Annotated in this window: 21 protein-coding genes; 9 read left to right on the forward strand and 12 right to left on the reverse strand. The window is 63.5% G+C overall.

The annotated features are described in order from the left end of the window. Positions 1-83 precede the first annotated feature (83 nt). The 4 genes from U0029_RS13065 to fabI are packed head-to-tail and all read left to right on the forward strand — an operon-like array spanning position 84 to position 5,642. Positions 84-2,732 (forward strand): DUF3141 domain-containing protein, encoded by a 2,649-nt coding sequence (locus tag U0029_RS13065; protein ID WP_162790390.1) that lies wholly within the window; start codon positions 84-86, stop codon positions 2,730-2,732. A gap of 20 nt (positions 2,733-2,752) precedes the next feature. Continuing rightward, a complete protein-coding gene (locus U0029_RS13070) occupies positions 2,753-3,691 on the forward strand; it encodes a phosphate acetyltransferase (RefSeq protein WP_012416561.1) in 939 nt (312 codons plus the stop codon). Then, positions 3,688-4,875: an acetate/propionate family kinase gene (locus U0029_RS13075; RefSeq protein ID WP_012416560.1), complete on the forward strand. Its 1,188-nt coding sequence runs from the start codon at positions 3,688-3,690 to the stop codon at positions 4,873-4,875. The genes U0029_RS13070 and U0029_RS13075 overlap by 4 nt, the downstream gene beginning before the upstream one ends. Further along, positions 4,872-5,642: an enoyl-ACP reductase FabI gene (fabI, locus tag U0029_RS13080; protein ID WP_012416559.1), complete on the forward strand. Its 771-nt coding sequence runs from the start codon at positions 4,872-4,874 to the stop codon at positions 5,640-5,642. The genes U0029_RS13075 and fabI overlap by 4 nt, the downstream gene beginning before the upstream one ends. On the opposite strand, the gene U0029_RS13085 is transcribed toward fabI, so the two are convergent. From U0029_RS13085 to tkt, 5 genes are all read right to left on the reverse strand, one after another. Then, positions 5,627-5,848, reverse strand: a complete 222-nt coding sequence (locus tag U0029_RS13085; RefSeq protein WP_305954673.1) for a hypothetical protein — start codon at positions 5,846-5,848, stop codon at positions 5,627-5,629. The two genes, fabI and U0029_RS13085, sit on opposite strands and share 16 nt — an antisense overlap. Continuing rightward, entirely contained in the window at positions 5,845-7,245 is a 1,401-nt protein-coding gene (locus tag U0029_RS13090; protein WP_305954674.1) for a SulP family inorganic anion transporter, read from the reverse strand. Before U0029_RS13090 ends, U0029_RS13085 begins: the two co-directional genes overlap by 4 nt. A gap of 91 nt (positions 7,246-7,336) precedes the next feature. After that, entirely contained in the window at positions 7,337-8,530 is a 1,194-nt protein-coding gene (locus U0029_RS13095; protein ID WP_114852666.1) for a phosphoglycerate kinase, read from the reverse strand. 110 nt (positions 8,531-8,640) lie between these two features. Further along, positions 8,641-9,651, reverse strand: a complete 1,011-nt coding sequence (gene gap, locus U0029_RS13100) for a type I glyceraldehyde-3-phosphate dehydrogenase (protein ID WP_012416556.1) — start codon at positions 9,649-9,651, stop codon at positions 8,641-8,643. Positions 9,652-9,667: 16 nt separating this feature from the next. Further along, on the reverse strand, positions 9,668-11,707 hold the full coding sequence (gene tkt / locus U0029_RS13105; RefSeq protein ID WP_012416555.1) for a transketolase: 2,040 nt from the start codon (positions 11,705-11,707) through the stop codon (positions 9,668-9,670). A gap of 211 nt (positions 11,708-11,918) precedes the next feature. Between tkt and U0029_RS13110 the strand changes: the two genes are divergently transcribed. Beyond that, entirely contained in the window at positions 11,919-12,653 is a 735-nt protein-coding gene (locus tag U0029_RS13110; protein ID WP_012416554.1) for a 16S rRNA (uracil(1498)-N(3))-methyltransferase, read from the forward strand. Between the two features lie 26 nt (positions 12,654-12,679). Here U0029_RS13110 and U0029_RS13115 read toward each other — a convergent pair whose 3' ends face one another. The 4 genes from U0029_RS13115 to U0029_RS13130 all read right to left on the reverse strand — a co-directional run bounded on the left by U0029_RS13115 (position 12,680) and on the right by U0029_RS13130 (position 17,507). Continuing rightward, positions 12,680-13,144, reverse strand: coding sequence for a barstar family protein (locus U0029_RS13115; RefSeq protein WP_012416553.1), 465 nt, complete (start codon positions 13,142-13,144; stop codon positions 12,680-12,682). Continuing rightward, positions 13,141-14,340 carry a patatin-like phospholipase family protein gene (locus U0029_RS13120; RefSeq protein WP_162790389.1) on the reverse strand — a complete coding sequence of 400 codons (1,200 nt, stop codon included), beginning with the start codon at positions 14,338-14,340 and terminating at the stop codon, positions 13,141-13,143. The genes U0029_RS13115 and U0029_RS13120 overlap by 4 nt, the downstream gene beginning before the upstream one ends. Beyond that, positions 14,321-16,609 carry an NADP-dependent malic enzyme gene (locus U0029_RS13125; RefSeq protein ID WP_115600720.1) on the reverse strand — a complete coding sequence of 763 codons (2,289 nt, stop codon included), beginning with the start codon at positions 16,607-16,609 and terminating at the stop codon, positions 14,321-14,323. Before U0029_RS13125 ends, U0029_RS13120 begins: the two co-directional genes overlap by 20 nt. 97 nt (positions 16,610-16,706) lie before the next feature. Next, positions 16,707-17,507 carry a hypothetical protein gene (locus U0029_RS13130; RefSeq protein WP_114852368.1) on the reverse strand — a complete coding sequence of 267 codons (801 nt, stop codon included), beginning with the start codon at positions 17,505-17,507 and terminating at the stop codon, positions 16,707-16,709. Between the two features lie 33 nt (positions 17,508-17,540). Between U0029_RS13130 and U0029_RS13135 the strand changes: the two genes are divergently transcribed. Together U0029_RS13135 and U0029_RS13140 are read left to right on the forward strand one after the other, a co-directional pair. Then, positions 17,541-18,695, forward strand: coding sequence for a pyridoxal phosphate-dependent aminotransferase (locus U0029_RS13135; RefSeq protein ID WP_114852369.1), 1,155 nt, complete (start codon positions 17,541-17,543; stop codon positions 18,693-18,695). A 145-nt stretch (positions 18,696-18,840) separates the two neighbouring features. Further along, entirely contained in the window at positions 18,841-21,069 is a 2,229-nt protein-coding gene (locus U0029_RS13140) for an inverse autotransporter beta domain-containing protein (RefSeq protein ID WP_114852370.1), read from the forward strand. A 10-nt stretch (positions 21,070-21,079) separates the two neighbouring features. Here the strand turns inward: U0029_RS13140 and U0029_RS13145 are convergent, their stop codons facing one another. After that, complete coding sequence (locus tag U0029_RS13145) at positions 21,080-21,904, reverse strand: lytic transglycosylase domain-containing protein (protein ID WP_012416547.1); 825 nt, start codon at positions 21,902-21,904, stop codon at positions 21,080-21,082. A gap of 85 nt (positions 21,905-21,989) precedes the next feature. Between U0029_RS13145 and U0029_RS13150 the strand changes: the two genes are divergently transcribed. Together U0029_RS13150 and U0029_RS13155 are read left to right on the forward strand one after the other, a co-directional pair. After that, positions 21,990-23,534, forward strand: coding sequence for a UbiD family decarboxylase (locus U0029_RS13150; protein WP_114852371.1), 1,545 nt, complete (start codon positions 21,990-21,992; stop codon positions 23,532-23,534). Between the two features lie 143 nt (positions 23,535-23,677). After that, positions 23,678-24,484 (forward strand): hypothetical protein, encoded by an 807-nt coding sequence (locus U0029_RS13155; protein ID WP_127814978.1) that lies wholly within the window; start codon positions 23,678-23,680, stop codon positions 24,482-24,484. 49 nt (positions 24,485-24,533) lie between these two features. Here the strand turns inward: U0029_RS13155 and U0029_RS13160 are convergent, their stop codons facing one another. Then, on the reverse strand, positions 24,534-24,890 hold the full coding sequence (locus U0029_RS13160) for a hypothetical protein (protein ID WP_012416544.1): 357 nt from the start codon (positions 24,888-24,890) through the stop codon (positions 24,534-24,536). Beyond that, entirely contained in the window at positions 24,890-25,303 is a 414-nt protein-coding gene (locus U0029_RS13165; RefSeq protein ID WP_012416543.1) for a phage holin family protein, read from the reverse strand. Before U0029_RS13165 ends, U0029_RS13160 begins: the two co-directional genes overlap by 1 nt. Positions 25,304-25,325 lie beyond the last annotated feature (22 nt).

Consider the following 25,325-nt stretch of genomic DNA (forward strand, 5'->3'; position numbering starts at 1 on the left):
ACGCACCATTTCTTGCGGTGTAATGGACCCTATCCCCACTCCCCGGGGGGCCAGGCTACACGCCGATCAAGCAGGAGACCTCCATGGCAGACTCGGGCAAACCCCGCAAGACCACAGAAACATCCGCGGATAGCATACCCGCCCTGTTCACCTCCCTTTTTCAGCCCGACCCATCCGCCTTTCAGGCTCTGCCTGGCCCGGCGTTGTGGCAGGCTGCGTACAACTATTCGGTCGATGCATGGCAGCGCAGCATCCTCTATACCGACGTGATGCGCCAGCGCGGCAACCAGTACCTGGTGCACATGGCCAAGTGCGAGCCGAATGTCCTGGCGATGGACAGCGAGGTGCTGCTCGACGGCCGCGAACTGGAACGCCCCGTCAATTACATGCTGCTGCGCATCGTGCCGCCCGCCGACACCCCGGCGGACCCTGAAAAACGCCCTTTTCTGGTGGTTGACCCCCGCGCCGGCCACGGCCCCGGCATCGGCGGTTTCAAACCCGAAAGCGAGATCGGCGTGGCGGTGAAAGCCGGCCACCCTTGTTATTTCGCCTCCTTCTTGCCCCAGCCCACGCCAACCCAGACGGTCGAAGACGTGATGCGCGCCGAGGCGCGCTTTCTCGAAGAAATCATCGCCCGTCATCCCAATGCCGAGGGCAAACCTGTCGTGGTCGGCAATTGCCAGGCAGGCTGGCAGATCATGATGACGGCCGCCATGCGGCCCGAACTGTTCGGTCCCATCATCGTGGCGGGGGCGCCCCTGTCATATTGGGCCGGCTGGCGCGGCAAAAACCCCATGCGCTACTCCGGCGGCATGCTGGGGGGCTCCTGGCTGACCGAATACGCCGCCGATCTCGGCAACGGTAAATTCGATGGCGCCTGGCTGGTGCAGAATTTCGAAAATCTCAATCCGGCCAACACCCTCTGGAGCAAGCAATACAACCTGTACTCCAAGGTCGATACCGAAGCGCCGCGCTATCTGGAATTCGAAAAATGGTGGGGCGGCCACGTTTTTCTGAATGCGTCTGAAATCCAATATATCGTCGACAACCTATTCGTGGGTAATCGCCTGGCCACGGCCGGCCTGGTCACCTCAGACGGCATCCGCATCGACCTGCGCAATATCCGCTCACCCATCATCGTATTCTGCTCAAAAGGCGACAACATCACGCCGCCGCCGCAGGCGCTGGGCTGGATCACGGATCTCTATCAAAACGATAGCGAGGTCATCGCCCACGGTCAGACCATTGTCTATGCCATCCACGAAAGCATCGGCCACCTCGGCATTTTCGTGTCGGGTAGCGTGGCGCGCAAAGAACACCAGGAATTCACCAGCAACATCGACATGATCGATGTGTTGCCCCCCGGCATTTATCAGACCGAAATTAAGGACAAAACGCCCGATACCGTCAATGCCGACCTGGCTCACGGCGATTACGTCCTGTCCTTCCCCCAGCGCACGCTGGACGACGTGCGGGCCATCGTGGACCGCATCGAAGAAGATGACAGGCGTTTCGCCGCCGTGGCGCGCATTTCGGATATCAATCTGGGGCTGTACCGCAGCTTTGTGCGGCCCTGGGTGCAGGCAGCCGTCACGCCGCAATCGGCGGAGTGGGCGCAACGCATGCACCCGCTGCGCCTGCCCTATGAGCTGATTTCGGACCGCAACCCCTTTGTGGCGCCGGTCGCGCAGCTGGCGCAAGAGGTGCGTGCAAACCGTCAACCGGTGGCCCCCGACAACCCTTTCCTGCTAGCACAGCAAATGATGTCGCAAGCCATCGTCGCCGGCCTGGAAATCTATACCGAATTGCGCGATGCCGCCATCGAGCGCAGTTTCATGAATATTTACGGCTCTCTGCTGGTGCAGGATTGGGCCGGCCTGGGCGCACGCCCCGGCGCGCCGCGCAAACATCCGGGGGTATCGCCCGAACACCGGGACTTCGTGCATCTGCGCCACGACGAACTGCGCGCACGGATTTCGCAAGGGGGCGTGCGCGAAGCCGCCATCCGCATGCTGCTGGCGGTGTCGAACGCGGGCGGCGGGCTGGATGAGCGCAGCTACGCCATGATCCGGCAGTTGCGCAGCGATATCGAAACCAATATCGCACTGCAAGACTTCAAGGACACGGTGCGCGACCAGGCCCTGCTCATGCGTCTGGATGGCCCGGCAAGCTTGCGCGCCATCCCCAAGCTGCTCGAGGGCGTGCCTGCCGACCTCATCCGCCTGACGCTGGCGGTCACCCGGCACATTGTCGAAGCCGCCAAACCCCTGTCGCCCCGTGCCCAGGCCATGGTTGCAGAAATGGAGCGTCTGTTCGACTCGGCCGAACGGCGGGCCCGCAAGCATGAAGCAGCCAGCGCGCAACCCGTCGAGCGCCTGCCCCTGCTCGATTCTCTCGGCAACACGGAAGTCGGCCGCGCCGCCCTGCTCGCGGCGGGTCTGCACCTGTCAGAGCAAGGACAAAGCAGCCGGCTGGCCGACAGACCGAAAAGCCCCGCAACCAGGCCTGGCGCAAAAGCTGCCGTGAAGGCCGCAAGCGCCAAAAAGGCGGCGGCCTCCAAGACATCCACCCAAAAGGCCGCTGCCAGGAATACCGCAGGCAACACCTCGGCCCCGGTCGCCAAAGCCCCACCCCGCGCCAGACCCGCTGACGGCACGGCGACCAAGGCCAAACCCCGGACCGCCGCTAAACCGGCCACCCCCCAATCCGCCGGCATCCGCAAACGAGGCTGATTGTTCAAGGGATGAAAACCATGACTGCAAACCATGTACCGCACTACGAACGTCTGATCGCGCACGCGCGCCAGCTGCCGCCCGCGGTCTGCGCCATTGCGCATCCCTGCGACGAGACCTCGCTGAGCTCCGCCCTGGAGGCCGCACGCCTGGGCTTGCTGGAGCCCATCCTGATTGGCCCTCGGCGCAAGATCCGCGAAGTCGCCGAGCGCTGCAGCCTGGATCTCACCTCGATTGAAATTGTCGATACGCCGCACAGCCACGCCTCGGCAGCGGTGGCTGTCGAGCGCGTGCGTTGCGGCCAGGCCACCCTGCTCATGAAGGGCAGCCTGCACACCGACGAGCTGATGCATGAGGTGGTCGCCCGCGACACCGGGCTGCGTACCGGCCGCCGCATCAGCCATGTGTTCATCATGGATGTGCCCACTTACCCCGAGCCGCTGTTCATCACCGATGCGGCCATCAATATCGCCCCCGACCTCGACACCAAGGCCGACATCATCCGCAATGCCATCGAACTGCATCTGGGCCTGGGGTTGGGCACGCCGCGCGTGGCCATCCTGTCGGCGGTCGAGCAGATCATGACCTCGCTGCCCGGCACGATAGAGGCGGCGGCGCTGTGCAAGATGGCCGACCGGGGCCAGATCGTGGGCGGCGTGCTGGACGGCCCACTGGCCCTGGATAACGCCATCAGCCCGCAGGCCGCCCAGGTCAAGGGCATCGTCTCGCCGGTGGCTGGACGCGCCCAGGTTCTGGTCGTGCCCGACCTGGAGGCGGGCAATATGCTGGCGAAAAACCTTAGCTTTCTGGCAGGGGCCGATGCCGCCGGCATCGTGCTGGGCGCACGCGTACCCATTATCCTGACCAGCCGCGCGGATAGCGCCCGATCGCGCCTGGCCTCTTGCGCGGTCGCCATGATCTACGCCCATCATCTGAGCCGCAAGGTGTCCGTCCAATGAAGCCACACGACGACAGCATTCTCGTCATCAACGCCGGCAGTTCGAGCATCAAGTTCTATCTCTACGGTATCGGCGAGGCCTTGCTGCCGCTGCTGGGTGGACAGCTCGAAGGCATCGGCACGCAGCGCCCGCGCCTGCGGGTGCGCGGCGCGCAGGGCCAGGCCTTGACCGAGCGCGACATCTCGCCGCGCCATGCCGCCGATGTGCATGATGCTCAAGAAGTGGTCGGCACATGGCTCAACGGCCACCTGACGGGCTCGCCGCTGGCCGTGGGCCACCGCGTGGTGCACGGCGGTCCCGATCTGGATGCGCCGGTACTGGTCGATGAGGCCGTGATCGAACAATTGCAGGCGCTCAGCCCGCTGGCGCCGCTGCATCAGGCAAACAACCTGGCGCCCATACAGGTGATCCGCCAGCGCCGTCCCGACTTGCCGCAGGTGGCCTGCTTCGATACCGCCTTTCACCGCAGTCATTCTGCGCTGGCCGACCGCTATGCCCTGCCCGATTCGCTCTACCAGGAAGGCGTGCGCCGCTATGGCTTTCATGGTCTTTCTTACGAATATGTCGCCCAGCGCGTCAAACGCGCGTTGCCCGAGATCGCCGACGGCAAGATTGTCGCCGCCCACCTGGGCTCGGGCGTGTCGGCCTGCGCCATCGCCAATGGCAAGAGCGTTGACAGCACGATGGGATTCACGGCGCTCGAAGGCCTGCCCATGGGCACCCGCCCCGGCCGCCTGGACCCCGGCATCGTGCTCTGGCTGATGGAGCGAGGCATGAGCCATGACGAGATACAGCATTTTCTCTACCACGACTGTGGCTTGAAGGGTATGTCGGGCATCAGCAATGACCTGCGCGAACTGGAAGCCAGCGAGGCGCCGGCTGCCCGTATGGCGCTGGATTATTTCGCATGGCGGGTGGCCGAAGGCATGGCCGGCCTGGGCTGTGCCATGAACGGCATCGACGCCATCATCTTCACCGCAGGCATCGGCGAAAACTCCCCCACGATGCGGGCGCGCATCGCCCGCCACTGGGAGTGGCTGGGCGTGCGCATTGACCCCGAACGCAATGCGCACAACGGCCCGCGCATCAGCACCGAAGACAGCAAGATCGGCGTCTATGTGGTGCGCACCAACGAAGAGCTGATCATCGCCCAACACACGCTGGATCTGGTGAGGTCACTATGAACCACCTGCCTCTGGCCGGCAAGCGCGGCCTTGTCACGGGCATCGCCAACGAGCACTCCATCGCCTGGGGATGCGCCAAGGCCTTCCGCGCCATGGGCGCGGAGCTAGCGCTCACCTATCTCAACGACAAAGCGCATGTGCATGTCGAGCCGCTGGCGCGGCAGATCGAGGCGTCCTTGCTCATGCCGCTGGATCTGATGCGCGCAGGCGAACTCGAATCGGTGTTCGAGCGCGTCACACAGACCTGGGGCAGCCTGGATTTCGTGCTGCACTCGATTGCCTACGCGCCACGCGACGATCTGCAAGGACGTGTTGTCGATTGCTCCCGCGAGGGTTTTCTAACGGCCATGGATGTGTCCTGCTGGTCATTCATCCGTATGGCGCACCTGGCCGAGCCGCTGATGCCACAGGGCGGCACCCTGTTCTGCATGAGTTATTACGGCTCGCAGATGGTGGTCGAAAACTACAACATGATGGGGCCGGTGAAGGCCGCGCTGGAATCCGCCACCCGCTATCTGGCCGCCGAGCTGGGCCCGCAAGGCATACGGGTGCACGCCATTTCACCCGGCCCGCTCAAGACCCGCGCCGCCTCGGGCATCGCCGGCTTTGACGACCTCCTTTACAAAGCCCAGGAAAAAGCGCCCATCCGCAGCCTGGTCGACATCGACGATGTCGGCGAGGCCACGGCATGGTTGGCCACCGATGCGGCGCGCCGCATGACCGGCCAGACCCTTTACATCGACGGCGGCTATCACATCGTCGACTGAGCCCTGCGCTGCTCGATCGACGCCACCGCGTGTTCAGCGCTGATGAAAACCTGCTCCGGCCCGACCGCCTCGATCAGGCCGGAGCGCTCCATCGCGGTGCGGAACAGGCCATGGCCGCCTGCAATCATCATCACGGTGTCGCGCGCATCGAGTTCGCGCTTGAGCGTGAACAGAGCCTCGACCGCATCGGCGTCGGCGTGAGTCATGGCCTCGGCATCCAGAACAAACCATTTGGCATTGCCCGCCAGCGCCACGACATCGCGCGCACGGCGGCGGCTGCGCTGGGATTGAGATGCAGCTTGCACAGCGCATGATCGCCCGGCAGCCTGCCCAGCAAAGCGTCGCGCGGATTGGCCGTCACGTACATGACATACATCAGCGTCGCGGTCACAGCCGTGACCACACCGCCCAGCACCCCGAAAAACACCACGCCAACCGCCGCCAGCACCGCAAAGCCCAGTTCTGCGCGTGACACACGCGCCAGTTGCACAAACGCCCCCCACTGAAACAGATGCATGGCTGCGAAGAGCAGGATCGCGGCCAGCACCGGCTGCGGCAGCCAGTACAGCAAGCCAGTCGCCACACTCACAATCACCCCCAACGTCAGGGCGGCAACAATGCTGGCGAGCGGCGACGTCGCTCCCGAAGACAGGCTGACGGCCGTGCGCGAATCGGCGCCCGTCACGACAAAACCCTGAAACAGCCCGGCGGCCAGATTCGCGGCGCCAAAGCCCACCAACTCGCGATTCGGCTCGACCTCTTCACCGCTGACCGTGGCAAAGCTGCGCGCCGTGACGATGCCGCTGGAAAAACTCACCAACAGCACGCCGCCCGCGCCCAGCAGAAAGCCGGGCACATTGCGGAAGTCCTCGGGTAGTTGGAAGCTGGGCAGGCCGGCCGGAATCTCGCCGACGACGGCAATACCCAGGCCGGGAAAGTTCAGGGCCCACGACAGAACGCAGCTTGCGGCGACCAACACAACGGCCCCCGGCCAGCGAGGCCGCCAGATGCGCTGCGCGGCAAGCGCGGCACAGCAGATCAAACCCAAGACCAAGGTGGCGGGATGGGCGCCCGTGACGAGCCGGGTCACGGCATCAAAGGGGCGCAGCAAGTCGGAAGAATGCGGCCCCGCGCCGGTCAGGATGGCCAACTGCGACCAGGCCAGCGTGACGGACACGCCCGCCATATAACCCACCAGCACAGGCCGCGACAACAGATTGGCCAAGACGCCCAGGCGGAACACGCGAGCCAGCAAGCAACCCAGCCCCACCACTACGGCCATGCCGGCTGCGGCCGCCAGACGTGCCTGCGGATCAACGATAGACAGGCCGGTCAGCGTCGCGGCGATCAAGGTGCAGGTGGCGGTATCCGGGCCGACGACCAGGGTGCGCGAGGCGCCGAAGAGCGCGTAGCCCAGCATGCCGGCAATCGCCGCCCACAGGCCGCTGGCGGCAGGCAAGCCCATCATGGTGGCATAGGCCAGGCCTACGGGCAGCGCCACGGCGGCGACGCTCAGGCCAGCCAGCGCATCGCGCCGCGCCGACGCTGCGCTGACACCGCGCCATTTGCGCAGCCCAGGTCCGAACAAGCGTTTCAGATTCATCGACAGGGTCAGAAATGAAATAAACCACAAGAAACCGGGGCCTGGCCGCTCACGCGGTCCAGGCCCCGATCATACCCGCAGCCGTAAAACGTCAGGCCGCGCGCTCTTGCAGCACCGCCACAGCGGGCAAGGACTTGCCTTCCAGAAACTCCAGGAAGGCGCCGCCGCCGGTAGAGATATAGCCAACCTTGTCGCCAATCTTGTACTTGGCGATGGCGGCCAGCGTATCGCCGCCGCCCGCGATGGAAAAGCCTTCCGAGTCGGCAATCGCCCGGGCGATCACCTGTGTGCCATGGGCGAACTGATCAAATTCGAACACCCCCACCGGACCATTCCAGACGATGGTGCCTGCCTGGGCCAAAATAGCAGCCAGCGTTTGGGCCGTTTGCGGGCCGATATCCAGAATCATGTCGTCATCCGCCACCTCGGCAGCCGCCTTGACGGTGGCCTCGGCATCGGCGCCAAAAGACTTGGCGCACACCACATCGGTCGGAATAGGCACGGCCGCGCCGCGGCGGGCCATCATATCGATGACGGCGCGCGCCTCGGCGATCTGATCGGGTTCGGCCAGCGACTTGCCAATGGGCAGGCCCGCGGCCAGCATAAAGGTATTGGCGATACCGCCGCCCACCACCAACTGATCCACCTTACCGGCCAGCGCCTGCAGAATGGACAGCTTGGTCGAGACCTTGGAGCCGCCGACAATGGCCACCAGCGGACGCTTGGGGTCGTGCAGCGCACGACCCAGCGCGTCCAGCTCGGCTTCGAGCAGCGGACCGGCGCAGGCGATGGGCGCGAAACGCGCGATGCCATGCGTGGTGGCCTCCGCGCGATGCGCAGTGCCAAAGGCGTCATTCACATAAACGTCGCACAGCGCGGCCATCTTGCGTGACAGCGTCTCGTCGTCTTTTTTCTCGCCCGGATTGACGCGGCAGTTTTCCAGCAGCACCACGCTGCCCGCATCCACCTTCACGCCGTCAACCCAGTTCTGCACCAGCGGCACGGGCAGACCGAGCAGTTCGGACAGGCGCTGAGCTACGCGGACCAGCGAGTCTTCTTCGGTCAGCACGCCTTCCTTGGGACGTCCGAGATGCGAGGTGACCATCACCGCAGCGCCGGCGTCCAGCGCCATGCGAATGCCCGGCACGGAGGCGCGGATACGGGTGTCTTCGCTGATGCGGCCGGCCTCATCGAAGGGAACATTCAGATCGGCGCGGATGAAAACCCGCTTGCCAGCCAGCTTGCCTTCCTTGGCGAGAGCCGACAGCGTATTCACTTTGGACATATTGTCTTCCTTGTTCTATAGGTCTGCGTGGACAAGAAAAAGGCCGGCACCTGGGGCCCGGCCTGTTGTCCAAGCCGGAGCCTCGCGAAAGGCTCCGTGCGCATGGCAACTTACTTGGCGTTCATCAGCGCGACAGTGGTGTCGAGCATGCGGTTGGAGAAGCCCCACTCGTTGTCGTACCACGACGAGACTTTGACCAGCTTGCCCGACACCTTGGTCAGGGTGGCGTCAAAGTTGCTCGAAGCCGGGTTGTGGTTGAAGTCGATCGAGACCAGCGGTTCGGTGTTGTAGGTCAGGATGTTCTTCAGCTCGCCATCGGCGGCGGCCTTCAGAATGCCGTTGACCTCTTCGACCGTCGTGTCGCGCTTGGCGATGAAGGTCAGATCGACGATGGACACGTTGATGGTCGGGACGCGGATGGCGTAACCGTCCAGCTTGCCATTGAGTTCGGGCAGCACCAGGCCGACTGCGGCAGCGGCGCCGGTCTTGGTCGGGATCATGCTCATGGTGGCCGAACGGGCGCGACGCAGGTCTTCGTGGTAGACGTCGGTCAGGACCTGGTCGTTGGTGTAGGCATGCACCGTCGTCATCAGGCCGGTCTCGACACCCAGCTTGTCATTGAGCGGCTTGACCAGCGGGGCCAGGCAGTTAGTGGTGCAAGAAGCATTCGAGATGACGGTGTGCTCGGCACGCAACACGTCCTGGTTCACGCCGAACACGACGGTGGCGTCCACGTCCTTGCCGCCCGGGGCCGAGATGATGACTTTCTTGGCGCCGCCTTGCAGGTGGGCGCTGGCCTTTTCCTTGGAGGTGAAAAAGCCGGTGCACTCCAGCACCACGTCAACCTTAAGCTCGCCCCAGGGAAGCTGGGCCGGGTTGCGGTTGGCCAGCACGCGGATCTTGTCGCCGTTGACGACCATGTACTCGCCGTCAACTTCGACGGTGCCGGGGAACTTGCCGTGGGCGGTGTCAAAGCGCGTCAGGTGCGCATTGGTCTTGGGATCGCCCAGATCATTGATGGCCACGATCTCGATGTCGTGTTTTTTGCCGTTTTCGTAATGGGCGCGCAGGATGTTGCGGCCGATACGGCCATAGCCGTTGATAGCGACGCGAATAGTCATGACGAAAGCTCCTTTTTTACAAAACCTGCTTGACGGCCTCGGCCACCTTCTCGGAGGTCAGGCCGAAGAACTTGAACAACGTGCCTGCCGGGGCCGACTCGCCATAGCGGTCGATGCCGAGCACCACGCCGTCAAGACCTACATATTTGTGCCAGAAAGCGGTCACGCCGGCCTCGATGGCCACGCGCGGCATGCCAGGAGGCAGCACGGCACGCTTCCATTCCGCATCCTGACGATCGAACACATCGGTGCTGGGCATGGAAACCACCCGCACCGCGATGCCCTCCTGCGCCAGGGCCTCTTGGGCAGCCAGCGCAATCGCGACTTCGGAACCGGTCGCCAAGATGGCGGCGCGCGCTTCGGGCGCATCACGCAGGACGTAACCGCCCTTTTCAACTGCCTTCAAGGTCGCTTCATCACGCGGCACAAAGGGCAGATTCTGACGCGACAGCAAGAGCGCGGTCGGGCCCCCATCATGGACATCCATGCCGATGCTGGCCGGACGGCTTACCGCCAAATTCCAGGCCACGGCGGTTTCCACCGTGTCGCAAGGACGCCAGACCGACAGATTGGGAATCAGACGCAGGCTGGCGGCGTGTTCAATCGATTGGTGGGTCGGACCGTCTTCGCCCAGGCCGATGGAGTCGTGAGTGAACACATGCACCACGCGCTGCTTCATCAGCGCGGCCATGCGAATAGCGTTGCGCGAGTAATCGGAGAAGGTCAGGAAGGTGCCGCCGAAAGGCAGATAGCCGCCATGCAGGGCGATGCCGTTCATGATGGCGGCCATGCCGAATTCACGCACACCGTAATTGATATGGCGGCCGAAGTTCACACCGCCTTGCTCGGCAGCGCGCACAGCAGTCACCCCCTTCCAGTCGGTGAAGTTCGAACCGGTCAGATCCGCCGAACCGCCCAGCAGCTCAGGCAAAAGACCAGCCAGTTCAGTGATGGCGAATTGCGAGGCCTTGCGGGTGGCGACCGTTTCGCCCTTGGCGACGGTGGCCGCAACGAAAGCCTGCGCCTTCTCGGCAAAGTCGGCAGGCAGCTCGCCCTTCATGCGACGGGTGAATTCGGCGGCTTCGGCCGGGAAAGCCTGAGCATAAGCATCAAAGACCTGTTGCCAGGCGCGCTGCGCTGCGGCGCCGGCATCGCGGGAATCCCAGGCCTGGCGCACATCCTGCGGCACCTCGAAGGGCGTGGCGCTCCAGCCCATGGCGGCGCGAGCACCGGCGATTTCCTCGTTGCCCAGCGGCGCGCCGTGCACATTATGCGTGCCAGCCATCGTGGGCGCCCCCTTGCCGATGACGGTACGGCAGATGATGAGCGTGGGCTTTTCCGATTGGGCGCGAGCGGCCTTGATGGCGGCATCGACGGCGGCCACATCATGGCCGTCCACGCCACGGATCACGTTCCAGCCATAGGCCTCGAAACGCTTGGCGGTGTCATCGCCGAACCAATGCTCGACGTGGCCGTCGATGGAAATGCCGTTATCGTCGTAAAGCGCGATCAGCTTGGACAGCTTGAGTGTGCCGGCCAGCGAGCAGGCCTCGTGCGAGATACCTTCCATCAGGCAGCCGTCGCCCATGAACACATAGGTGTGATGATCGACGATCTGGTGGCCCGGGCGATTGAATTCGGCAGCCAGCAGCGACTCTGCCAGGGCCATGCCCACGGCGTTGGCCAGCCCCTGGCCCAGCGGCCCCGTGGTGGTCTCGACACCCGGGGTGATGCCCACTTCGGGGTGCCCCGGCGTCTTGGAGTGCAACTGGCGGAAGTTCTTCAACTCGTCCAGCGAGAGGTCGTAGCCGGTCAGGTGCAGCAGCGCGTAGATCAGCATGGAACCATGACCGTTGGACAACACGAAACGGTCGCGGTTGGCCCAGGCCGGATCGGCCGGGTTATGGCTGAGGTTGTTCAACCACAGCGCCTGGGCGATTTCAGCCATGCCCATCGGAGCGCCGGGATGCCCCGAATTCGCTTTTTGTACGGCGTCCATCGCGAGTACACGGATGGCATCTGCCAAGACAGGTTTGGGGGCAGTCGAGGTGCTCATGCAAGAAGGCTCTTAGGCATTGGCACCTCATATCAAGGCGCCAGAGGTAGATGGTGGAAAGCTCAGCATTTTACCATCTGGGGGTAACCCCATCCGACGCGATTAAAAACCGCTCGTCCGGCTGGCGCCGGACGCCCACTTCAGGCCAAAATGCGGCCTTCCCCCGAGCGCGGCCTTTGATGCGTCCCGTAATTTTTATCGCCCACCAAGCATGAGTCTGCCCCGTTTTTTCTGCGATACCCCTCTAGCTGCCGGACAGCGCCTCGCGCTACCCGAAGCCCTGGCTCATCACGCCATCCGTGTGCTGCGCCTGCGCGACGGCGCCGTCATTGTGCTGTTCGATGGGCGAGGCGGCGAGTATCCGGCCCGGCTGGAAATCGAAGGCAAGACGGGCTATGCGCAGTTGGCGGAACATGTCGCGCGCGAAGCCGAACTGCCCGGCCGCATCACGCTGGCTCAGGGGCTCCCGTCAGGCGACAAAATGGATTGGATCATCGAAAAAGCCGTGGAGCTGGGCGCCGCCGCCGTCGCGCCTATCGCCGCGCAGCGCAGTGTCCTGCAACTGAGCGGTCCGCGCCTGGAAAAACGTCTGTCGCATTGGCGCCGCATCGCCCAGGCCGCCGCCGAACAATGCGGCCGCAACCGTCTGACTCAGGTCAGCGCCCCATCGAGCCTGCGGGAATGGCTGGCCCAGCCGGCCCAGGGGGCAAGGGTGATGTGCCACCCGGAAGCGGCCGATGACCTGCCCGGCTGGCTGGCAAGCCAGCCAGCCCCCGAAGCCCTGACACTGTTGGTCGGCCCGGAAGGCGGCTGGTCGGAAGAAGAACTCGCCGCCGCGCGTGCGGCGGGCGTGGCCTCGGTCAGGCTGGGCTCCAGAGTGCTGCGCACCGAAACGGCGGGTCTGGCGCTTATCGCTTCCGTCACCGCCCTTCTGGGCTGGAACTGATCCCCCAGGCGGCCTCAGACGGTAGTTCAGACCTCGCCGTAAGGCGTAGCCGCCACACCCGGCTCCGGATCGGGATGCCGTCCGGCATGCTCGACCAGATAGCAGAATACCCGGCCGTTCTCGCTGGCGAACTGCGCCGCGTCGGCGCAGGCGTTCTCGATGGCGACGGCATCGTCTGCCAGCGCCGGATCACCCGAATGCAGGCGATACAGCCAAAGCACGACACCCGTCTTGTTATCGAGGATGGTGTCGCACAGGCAATCGTAGAGGGCATCCAGATTGCCGCCGAAGAACTCGGGAAAATCCACTGCCTTGGCGATGGCGCGCAACACCGCCGAACGGCTGCGCGCACGATCGCAATCGGCCACGAGCAGGGCCATGCCCAGTTCGTGGGCAGCATTGACCATGGACTCTTTGTCCGTATCGTCGTGCTCGATTGCGCCGCCGCGGCGCAATTGTTTTATCAGCGTGGTCTGGCCGTTGCGCGTCATGCCTGGGCCTCCTGGAAAAACTGCAATACGTCTTCACTACGCCGCATCGTATCGGCATAACCCAGTTCTATCAATCGTTCTGTGTAGGCACTTTCGAAGAGCAAATAGGATATGAGCGAGCCACCCCCTGCATGCCCCGGCACGGACGATACACCGAGTACGCGAAAAAGGGTACGCGCCTCGACGGGCATCGCGCTCAAATGTTCCAGGGCAAGCTGATCCAGCGACTGGCTGGGCGTGATGGCCAACACCTCCACGGGGCGTGGACCGCCAGACTGTGCACAATGCTCCAGGAGGCGGTTGGTGTTTTCCAGGCGCTCCAGATCCGAAGACAGACCATCCAGAAAAATACTGGCCAAGGCATGACCGCCCACCTGGGCTAGCGACGGATAGGGCGGCTCGGCCGCACGTTTCTCCGGATGGGTTTCATCGCGAAAACTGGTGCCCACCACCAGCACGCGGTGCGCGCCGAGATGGATGGCGGGGCTGATAGGGGCCAATTGGCGCATTGACCCATCCCCGCACCATTCCGTCTGCCCATGCACCGTGACCGCCCGGGCAGGAAAAACGAAAGGAATGGCCGACGACGCCATGACATGATCTGTGCTGATATCCAAGGGCACGGCGCGCCGCAGCGAACGGCGCCAGGGTTCGATCACGCGCTCAGACTGATAAAAAGTCAGATGCTCGCCGCTGGTGTAGCCCGAGGCCGTGATCGCCAGGGCGGATAGCTGCCCCCGGCGCAGATTGTCGCGCATGCGCGGAAAATCCAGCGAACGCTCCAGCAATCGGGCCAAGGGCTCACTATCCAGCAAGGACTGCGGACGGCGGCGGCCGGCAAACATCCAGCCCAGGGCCAGCAAGCCCAGCCACCTGACACCGGTGCGGATCAGCCCTGGCGCATCCGCCCGGTAAACCATGCTGATGTGCAGGGATGACCAGAGGTGGCGCATGCGTCTGACCGCGAGATGCGGCCGGTCAGCGCGGCAGGCCAGCGCCGCTGCGTTGACCGCGCCGGCCGAGGTGCCGCAAATGATGGGAAAGGGATTGGGAAAGCTGGGCCGGCGCTGCGGATCGAGCAAGGCCATCACCGCGCTCAACACCCCGACCTGATAGGCCGCCCGCGCTCCGCCGCCGGTCAGAACCAGACCCGTGGAGCGCGGTGGACCGGCAGGGTCAGAGTGCGAGATTGGCATCGACCACGGTCAGGGCAGTCATGTTGATGATGCGGCGTACGGTCGAGCTGGACGTCAGGATATTGACGGGGGCGTTGGCGCCCAGCAGGAAGGGACCGACGGCCACATTACCGCCTGCGGCCGTCTTGAGCAGGTTGTAGGCGATATTGCCGGAGTCCACGTTGGGGCAGACCAGCAGATTGGCCTCACCCTTGAGCGTGGACGAGGGCAGAATGCGCAGGCGCAGGGCCTCGTCCAGCGCGCAGTCCCCGTGCATTTCGCCATCGACTTCAAGGTCCGGGGTCTGTTCGCGCAGGATATCCAGCGCGGCGCGCATCTTGCTGCCCGATGCCGAACTGCCGGAACCAAAGTTGGAACGCGACAGCAGCGCCACTTTCGGCGCCAGATTCAGGCGGCGCATCTTTTCTGCGGCAGCCTGAGTGATCTCGGCGATCTGTTCGGCAGTGGGATCGTCATTGATGTGCGTATCGGCCAGCGCCACCGTGCGCTCATTGAGCAGCAGGATGTTCATGGCGGCGTAGATATTGGCGCCCGGCTTCTTGCCGATCACCTCGTCGATGAAACGCAAATGGTCGTGGTAGGCGCCCACGCTGCCGCAAACCATGCCATCCGCATCGCCCAGGCGCACCATGACCGCGCCAATCAGCGTCGAGCGGCGGCGCATCTCGACCCGCGCCATTTCCTTGGTGATGCCACGGCGGCACATCAGTTCCCAGTAGGTCGTCCAGTATTGATGGAAGCGTTCGTCGTACTCCGGATTGGTGACCTCGACGTCCTGGCCCAGACGCAAGCGCAGGCCGAATTTCTCGATGCGCGTGGCCAACACGGCCGGACGGCCGACCAGAATCGGTTTGGCGAGTTTTTCGTCCACGATGACTTGCACGGCACGCAGCACGCGTTCATCTTCGCCTTCCGTGAACACGATGCGCGCGCGGCCCTGGTCACGCACGACCTGTTTGGCGATGGCGAACAGGGGTTTCATGAAAGCGCCGGAGTGGTAGACGAATTGCTGCAACTGTTCGACGTAGGCGTCCAGATCGGCAATCGGGCGGGTGGCCACGCCTTCGGCCATCGCCGCGCGGGCCACGGCCGGCGCGATGCGCACGATCAGGCGCGGATCAAAGGGCTTGGGAATCAGGTAATTCGGACCGAAAGACAGATCGTAAGTGCCATAGGCGGCCGCCACGACTTCGTTCTGTTCTTCCTGGGCCAGCTTGGCGATGGCGTAAACCGCGGCCTTTTCCATCTCACGCGTGATCGTGGTGGCGCCGACGTCCAGCGCGCCGCGGAAGATGTAGGGGAAACACAGGACGTTGTTGACCTGGTTGGGATAGTCCGAACGGCCCGTGGCCATGACGATATCGTCACGCACGCTATTTGCGACTTCGGGCAGGATTTCCGGCGTGGGATTGGCCAGGGCCAGAATCAGGGGGCGCGGCGCCATCGCGGCGACCATTTCGGGTTTGAGTACACCGCCGGCCGACAGGCCCAGGAACACATCCGCGTCAGCGATGACATCAGCCAGCTTGCGCGCGTCGGTTTTTTGCGCAAAACGGGCCTTGTCCGGGTCCATCAGCGCGACACGGCCTTCGTAAACCACACCCTCGATATCGGTCACCCAGATGTTTTCCAGCGGCAGGCCCAGGTCCACCATCAGGTCCAGGCAGGCCAGCGCGGCCGCGCCGGCGCCCGAGGTCACGACCTTGACCTGCTTGATGTCCTTGCCCACGACCTTCAGGCCGTTGATGAAGGCGGCGCTGACGGTAATGGCGGTGCCATGCTGATCGTCATGGAAGACGGGAATCTTCATGCGCTCGCGCAGCTTGCGCTCGACCGTGAAGCACTCGGGCGCCTTGATGTCTTCGAGGTTGATGCCGCCGAAGGTGGGCTCCAGGCCGGCGATGATCTCGACCAGCTTGTCAGGGTCGGTCTCGTTGATTTCGATATCGAACACGTCCAGGCCGGCGAACTTCTTGAACAGCACGGCCTTGCCCTCCATCACGGGCTTGGAGGCCAGCGCGCCGATATTGCCCAGACCCAGCACAGCCGTGCCGTTGGAGATCACACCCACCAGATTGCCGCGCGCGGTATAGCGAAAGGCGTTGGCGGGATCGTCGACGATTTCTTCACAGGCCGCCGCCACGCCGGGCGAATAGGCCAGCGCCAGATCGCGCTGATTGGTCAATTGCTTGGTCGGCGTGACCGAGATTTTGCCGGGCCGGCCGTGCTCGTGATATTCCAGCGCGGCTTTGCGAAGATTGGCATCCATAGTTGCGGTCGTATCGTGTAAAAACGTCAATAGAAAAACAGAGAGCCGCCCCATCATGTAGGACGACAGCCTGGCGATATCTTACTCCGCCGCTCGCTCATGACGGGTGTTTCGGGTGGCCTTGAGCACAGATGAAACGTCCCTGCGCATCAAACAAAGCCTTGACCTGCTGATCCACCCGCTCGCCCTCGACGCTGAGGCTTAAGGGGCTGTCCGCGGGCAGACCGGGCCGCCAGCGACTCTCCTGCACCCAGGCTAGCGCCCCCCCATGCCCCAGCAGCACCTGAGCCAGATTGGCCGGCTGGCGCAAGGCATCCAGACGAAAGCGGGCAGGCCAGCGCTGCCCGGCGGCATCCGTGCCAGCAGCGAGCCGAAACAGAGCGGGCACCAGCCGCTGCGTGGTGCCCGACCGTAAAGGCTGGCTGCCGGCAAGCCCGAAAGGGCCAAGGGATTCCACCACGCCATCGGCAAACATGACCGTAACGGCATTCAGGCCGCTGTCGGCGGGGCGCGCATAATCCGTGGCGCTGGCCAGCCAGACCGCCACACTTTGCTGCGGATCGGCCTGCCTGAATTGCGGCAAGCCGGCCCTGGCCAATTCGCCGACCGGACAACCGGGTGCCGCCACCAGCGCCCCGTCCTCCTCGCGCCAGGCCCGCAGCGCACAAGGGTCTAGCCAAAGCCCCTCCGGCGGCCCCGCCAAACCCCATAGGCCTAGCACGATGCCGTAGTGGGCAGCCAGCTCACGCGCGCGCCAGACATCCTGCGGATGCCCCAGGATCAGACGCCGCTGTCGCAATTCACCCACGATGACGGCCCGCAGGCCCTCGCAAAAGGCCTCCCAGGGCGCTCGCTCGGGCCTGCGCCCCAGGAGAAAGGCGCGTCGGGATGATTGCATGGCTAAAATCTCTCTTTCGCTTTGAGACTTATCATGCCGCGCCTTGCCTCCCGTACCAACGATTTTTTGACATTCCAGGTTGTAGAACTTTTTAAAGAAGCGCAAGCGATGGCCGCGGCCGGGCGCGACATCATCAGCCTGGGCATCGGCGAGCCGGACTTCACCGCCCCGCCCCAGGTCGTGGAAGCGCTGGAACGCGCCGCGCGCGCCGGCCTGAGCGGCTATTGCGCCCCAGGCGGCCTGATGCCGCTGCGCGAAGCCATCGCCGAGTTCTACGCCACCGAATTTGGCGCGCGCTTCAACCCCGAGCGCGTCATCGTGACGGCAGGCGCTTCGGGCGCCCTCGCCCTGGCCTGCGCCGCCCTGGTGAACCCCGGTAGCGAAGTCCTCATGCCAGACCCCTCTTATCCGGCCAACAGCAATTTCATCCTGGCTGCGGGCGGCCGGCCCAAGCTGGTGCCCAGCTACGCGGCCAAGCGCTTCCAACTGAGCGCACAGGATGTGCGGGATAACTGGGGCCCGTCTACGCAAGGCGTGCTGATCGCCTCGCCCAGCAACCCGACCGGCACCAGCATCGGCCATGAGGAACTCAAGGAGCTTCTGGCCGCCGTGCGCGAGCGCCAGGGTTACACCATCATGGACGAGATCTACCTGGAGCTGTCGTATGAACAGGCGCCGCGCTCGGCTCTGACCCTGGACGATGACCTCATCATCATCAACAGCTTCTCAAAGTACTTCCATATGACGGGCTGGCGCCTGGGCTGGATGATCGTGCCGGAATCCATGATAGGCGTCCTCGAAAAAATGTCGGCCAGCCTGCAGATCTGCGCGCCCACGCTGGCGCAACACGCCGCGCTGGCCTGCTTCAGCCCGGACGCTTTGAAGATCTTCGCGCAGCGCCGCGATGCGTTTCGCCAACGCCGCGACTACCTGCTGCCCGAGTTCGAGCGCCTGGGCATTCCGGTGCCGGTCAAGCCCGATGGCGCGTTTTATATCTACTCGGACATCAGCCAATTGGGCCAGGACAGCCTGACGTTCTCCAAACGCCTGCTGCACGAGGCGGGCGTTGCCGCCGTACCCGGCGTGGACTTCGGTCCGACCCACGGCCTCACCACCATGCGTTTTTCCTATGCAACCGGCCTTGACCGTCTGCAGGAAGCCGTGGCGCGAATCGGAAAGCTCCTCTAATCATCTTATTTTCGTTCGTGATTGGGTAAAAAAAGAAAAAACCCACACCACACCAGGAAGTCAGCTTACATTCAGTTAGGCGTGCTCTCAATAGAGTAAGGAGCCTCGCAGTCCAGGACTGCCAACGCCTTTGCTCTATTGCTCCATGCCAAGCCCTGCGAGACTACTGACCCTGCTGCTCTGCCCCACCCTGCTTCCGCCCGTCGCCTACGGGAGCGCTATCGAATCCGAGGTCGCCCGCAATCTCTGGACGCGGGCCCAGCATCCGGACACCTCGCCCGGCCTGGCGCAGTCCGCGCTGGACGCCGGCGTTGCCGCCGGCCTGCAAGCCTCGCGGCAAACCGGCTTACCCTGGCTGCGCCATCTCGACGGCGGGCTGCGCTATGACCTCGATCCCGGCCGCCTGTCCTTCAGCTTGCGCACCATCGATGACCTGATGGTGAGCGAGCGCCGCGCTCTGATGCTGCAAGCGGGTCTGCACAACCAGAACCAAAGGCCCACAGCCAATACCGGCATCGTTCTGCGCCAGCAGGCCAGCCCTGGCCTGATCGTCGGCAGCAATGCCTTCCTGGACTACGAGTTTGGCAAACAGCATGTGCGTGGCTCTCTCGGCCTGGAGGCCATTGCTCCGCATTACAGCCTGTACGCCAACTATTACGCCCCGCTATCGGGCTGGAAAGGCGCCCGGCGCGATAGCCGCCGCGAAGAACGGCCCGCTGCAGGCTACGACCTAGGCGGCCAACTCAGCAGCGATGCCGGCCTGAGTCTGCAAGCGGCCTATTTCCGATGGCACGGCGCCGGCATCGACGTCTTCGATAGCGGCCGAGCGCAACGCAATGCCTCCGGTTTCCGCTACGGCGTGGCCTATCAGCCCGGGGCGCTGTTCAATATCGGCCTGAACCAGACCCGCACACTGGATGGCCAGAAACAGACTTCGGTACAGCTGAATGTGCGAATCAATTTGCAGGAACCGCTATCACGCCAGCTACGCCGCGAGTCTCAGCCCTTCAATCTGACCAGCAGACGACATCAATGGGTGGAGCGAGAGTCCCGCATCGTTTTGAACACCCGGCGCAAGGCCATCACCCTGCCTCTGTCCATCGCGCAATTGCGCGGCGACCCGACCAACGGCGCAATCGAAGTCTCCGGGCAAACAGAAGCGGGCGCCCGGATCATGCTGACGTTTCCCGATGGTTCAGGCAACTGGGTCCGAGCAGATGCCAGTGGGCGCTACACAGCCCGTTCGGGTCCCGACATGCCCAGCGGCACCGTGCGCGCCCAAGCGCGCAATGTCCATGGAGACAGCAGCCCGGAGGTCAGCCGCTTTTACACAGCAAACCCGCAGATCGAGATGACGGCCGCTCCGCGCATCGAACGCGTCGAAACCTTGCGCAATGGTCTGCTGCGCGTTTCCGGCCGGGCGGCGGCCGGCGCGGACATCTGGGCGGTATTCCCCGACGACGAAGAGGTTAACGGCAAGGCAGAGGCCGACGGCAGCTTCATACTGAGTTCGACGCGCCCACATGCCTCAGGCGACATCCTGGTCACCGCCAGCCTGCCAGATGGCGGCGTCAGCGAGGCCAGCACCTACGCTTACGTCAAGCAGCCTCCCGGCGAACCCACCGTGGATGCCGTCTCTGCCGACCTGGTAGGCCGGCTTACCATCCAGGGCAGCAGCGAGGCCGGCGCCGCCATACAAGCGAATTTCCCCGACGGCACGGATGCCAACACCACGGCCGACGCCCAGGGCAGATACACCCTGCACTCGCCTGGCGCGGTGCTGCAGTCCGGCGACATCATGATCACGGCCAGCGGCATCGACGGCGCGGTCGGTGACGCCGTGTTCAAGCCCTATACGCCGGAAGCCCCGCAAGCCACCATCACCAGCGTGATTCCCTCCACGCTTGGCGAGCTGACCGTTTCCGGCCTCACTCAGGCAAATGCCGAGGTCTATGTGCAATTCCCGGACGGCAGCTCCACCACGGTCAATGCCGATGCCTCGGGCAACTACACAGCCGTATCGACATCCAAGAGCATGCCTTCAGGCGAAATCATGGTCATCGCTACCGGGCGCTCCGCCGGCGTCGGCAGCGCCGCCACGCAGACCTATACTCGCAACCCTCCCACCGCCCACATCAGCAGCGCCACGGCAGACACCGCCGGCAAACTCAGCATACGCGGCCAGACCGAACCCGGGCTGAGCGTTTTTGTGCTGTTCCCATCGGGAGACGACATGACGGTCCAGGCTGATGCGCAAGGAAACTTCCATGCCACGTCATCCCAGAAAGAAACCGCCGGCATCGTCTCGGTGACCGTCAGCGGCAAGGATGGCGGTGTCGGAGTTCCGGTCGAGTACCACTACTCGACCGCTTGAGCACCGGACCTCAGTCGCGCGCCAAAGCGATGCCCGAAGCCAACGCCAGGCGGCGGCGCTCGGCCTGCACCTTGGCGCCATAACCGCCATCATCCGGGCCGGTTGCCCCGACGTAGCAAGCCAGCCCGCCATTGACAGACCCTCGCCGGTCAATGCAATCCTTCAGGATGGTGGCGCCCACATGAATGTTGGCTACCGGGTCCAGCGCGCTGACCTTGCCGATAGGCAGGGCATCGAACTTGTCCTGGTGAATGCGCGTCATGACCTGCATGAGACCCTGCGCCCCGACCGAACTTTCGGCAAAGGGGTTGTAACGGGACTCGATGGCAATCACCGCCAACAAGAGTAAAGGGTCGAGCTGCTTGTCGCGGCCGACCTTGTAAACCGTATTCACCAGCACGCCGGTCGCGTCATAGGCGACCTTGTATTTACGCGAGATATAGTTGCGCAACGCCTCCACCTGGCCGCTGGTCGTGCCCGCAACGGATTTGCGTTGTGAGGACGCCGTCGATTGATCCGAGCGTAGCGGTCCCAAAAAACCGGTAGCATTGCTGGCCGGTGCATTCGGCACGACCAACACCATGGCGGCGGAACCTTCCGACTCGCCCCCGGCATCGGGGCTGGCGGACAAGGACGTTGGCGCGAGGGCGGTCAACAGGGCTTTGTGCACTTGCAAGGCCTGGTCGCGCAAACCAGGCAAAGCAAACCCCATACTGACGGTCACGATAACCGCGATACCCAGGTAGACCGAGCATAAGCGCAGCCCCTCGGCGAGGTTGTGATGCACTCCCTGGGCCAGTTGTCGAAACACACCGGCCATTGACGCATCGGGCATAGTGCACCTCCTGCGTTGGGAAAGTAAGGGCTGGATGTTAACCTGTAATTGCATCAAAAATGTAACCAACCTGCCGGGATCTGTTGTGAAGTACCGCGACCTCCGAGACTTTCTGAACCAGCTTGAGCGCCAGGGCGAGCTCAAACGCATTGCCGCGCCCGTTTCCACAAAGCTTGAAATGACGGAAATCGCCGACCGCGTATTGCGCGCCGGCGGCCCCGCCCTGCTCTTCGAGCAGGCCCGCCACAAGGGCCAGGCATCAGAAATGCCTGTGCTGGCCAACCTCTTTGGCACGCCCAACCGCGTGGCCTGGGGCATGGGCGCGGAAAACGTCACCGCACTGCGCGATGTGGGCGAATTGCTGGCCTCGCTACGTGAACCCGAACCGCCGCGCGGCTTTCGCGATGCGCTGGCCAAAGTGTCCATGCTCAAAGCCGCGCTGTGGGACATGAGCCCCAAGACCGTGCGGGGCGCGGCCAGCCAGGAAGTGGTATGGGAGGGCAATGACGTCGATCTGTCGCGCCTGCCCATCCAAACCTGCTGGCCGGGTGACGTGGCCCCGCTGCTGACCTGGGGCCTGGTGATCACGCGCGGCCCCAATGCCAAGCGGCAAAACCTGGGCATTTATCGTCAGCAAGTCATCGGTCGCAATAAGCTCATCATGCGCTGGTTATCGCATCGCGGCGGAGCGCTTGATTTCCGTGATCATCGTCTGGCCCATCCGGGCCAGCCTTTCCCGATCGCGGTTGCACTGGGCGCAGATCCGGCTACGACGCTGGGCGCCGTCACCCCGGTGCCCGACAGCCTGTCCGAATATCAGTTCGCCGGCTTGTTACGCGGCTCGCGCACGGAGGTCACCCAGGCGCTAGGCAGCACCCTGTCGGTGCCGGCCACGGCCGAAATCGTGCTCGAAGGCCATCTGCTGCCGTCCAGCGATCCGCGCGCCCTGCCCCCCCATGTTCCCGAAGGCGCCCCACCCGCGCCGGATACCGGCTATGAAATGGCCTTGGAAGGTCCCTACGGCGATCACACCGGCTACTACAACGAACAGGATTGGTTCCCCGTCTTCACGGTCGAGCGCATCACCATGCGCAAAAATCCGATCTACCACACCACCTACACCGGCAAACCGCCGGATGAACCGGCGGTGCTCGGTGTCGCGCTCAATGAAGTGTTCGTGCCGCTGCTGCGCCGGCAATTGCCTGAAATCGTGGATTTTTATTTGCCGCCGGAAGGCTGCAGCTACCGCCTGGCCGTGGTCTCCATCCGCAAGCAGTATGCCGGTCATGCCAAACGCGTGATGTTCGGTGTCTGGAGCATTCTGCGGCAATTCATGTACACCAAGTTCATCGTGGTGGTTGACGAAGACGTCAACACACGCAACTGGGCCGAGGTCATCTGGGCCATGACCACGCGCATGGACCCGGTGCGCGATACCCTGCTGGTCGAGAACACGCCGATCGACTATCTCGATTTCGCCTCGCCGGTCTCCGGGCTCGGCGGCAAGATGGGCATGGATGCCACCAATAAATGGCCAGGCGAAACCCAACGCGAATGGGGAGTGCCCATCAAAATGAACGATGACGTCAAAGCGCGTGTTGACGCCATGTGGCAAGAACTGGGGCTGTAAACACGCCCCAGAGGACGCTCCGGCGTCCTGTCTTTGATACCTGGCGTTTCACTTCTAACCCGCAAAGCGACAATATTCGTTCTGCGAGGCGCGGGCAATGCTCAACGGCCTGAGACCAAGCACGATCAATACGACCAATACGATTGACGCTCGGAATTCTTATGCTAAACAGAAGAGGGCTAGCTCTATTGTTCATAGTAAGCAGCGCAGCATTGCTTCAAGGATGTTCGCCAACGATCAAGACCGCCTGGTCCAAAATACTCGAACGCTGCGCCGACTCAGACATCAACAGCAGCACCACGCTATTCTTCGGCGCCTCCAATACGCTGGGGCCAGGTTCCATCTGGCGCAAGGCACCCGAGGCAGCAGGCGGCGGCTACCGCGTGCGCTGGCGTAACCACGCCATCCCCGACGCGAAAGCCTGGTCACTGGCCGGGCAAACATTTACCTGCGATGGCATTAACAGCATCCATCTTTCTGGCGACGCCGTAGGCAGTTTCAGCACGGAGATTCTGCCAGTCAGCGGCCAGCTGCAGACCGACTTCGCCTTGGCCAAGTCCATCAAAGTGACTGCATCCAAAATGCGATGGAACGAGGTCATGGAAGGGCCCTTCGAACAAACCATCGCCCAACTTCCCGATACCGCTCCCATCAAAGAAGATCTTGCCCGACCTGGGCGGTTGGTTCTATACCGGGCGCTGAAGGTCGAGGGATTCGACACCACGCTGAGTTTCGATGCCCCGATCAGTGCCATGCTGCAAGGCAAATATCCCAACAACCCGCAAATGATTTTGCCCGGGCACGACACGCTTTCGGCGAGTTTCAAATGGGTCAACGACTCCGAGCTGCACGTCTCCGTCCCTTCAGGCTTCTATGTGGCGGGGCAACTTGTGCCCTTTAACACCGTTTCGGGCTTTGCCTCGAATACGACCCCCATCGAAATAGAGTAAACGCCAAAAAAAGCAGCCCTGAGGCTGCATTTTTTGTGACTTGCCGAAGCTATGACTCATCCGACTTTTGCTCTGCCTTCCAGGTGCGGAACAACTGCCATCCCGCCAAGCCGATACCGGCCCAGCGCAAAAATCCCAGCCGTTTGCCCCCACGCATAAACAGGGCAGAGGCGGCAGAACTGACAAAGGGATAGCGGCGAGCCAGGTTATACGCCTGCACAAGCCACTGGGAAGTCTGCCCTTTGCTGAACCTAGGCAGCAGGCTCTTGATCAGATTGGACGGCTCCAGCGCATGGCCGGCTTCAGCGATATTTTGCGCCAAGGCCTCGCGCTCGATGGCGGCGCGAGCACGCAGCAATTCGATACGGACCTGGCGATTAATGACAGGAGAGTGTCGATGCGCCATCACTTCCCCCCTTCCGCCTCGCGGCGATCCAGATCAGCCTGGGCGTCACGCACGCGTTCGAGCAGGTCGGTGTCCCGGCCCAGTTCTTCGAGCGTAGCGGCGAACGGCAATGGGCCGTCAACCAGCTCACGGCGCACCAGCCAAAGCAGCAGCACACCGATCACGCCATAAATGCCGGCCAGCCAACCCAACGCAGCATAGCGATCCGGAGTGGGCCAGAAGGCCACCGCAATCGCAACGGTGAACACCAGGACGGCCAGAGTGAGAAACAGCAGAGCGCCGAAGGACATACCCAGCACTTTGAGCAGGCGCAATTTCTCGTTGCCGGCTTCAAGAGCCAAAAGTTCAAGACGCGTGCGCGCCAGCCCGACCAGGCTGGCGGCCACGCCGAATACCGAGGTGCGTAAACTCATGGGGATAGGTGGGCCTTGCTGC

The sequence above is a fragment of the Bordetella avium genome, from assembly GCF_034424645.1.
Lineage (GTDB): Bacteria > Pseudomonadota > Gammaproteobacteria > Burkholderiales > Burkholderiaceae_B > Bordetella > Bordetella avium.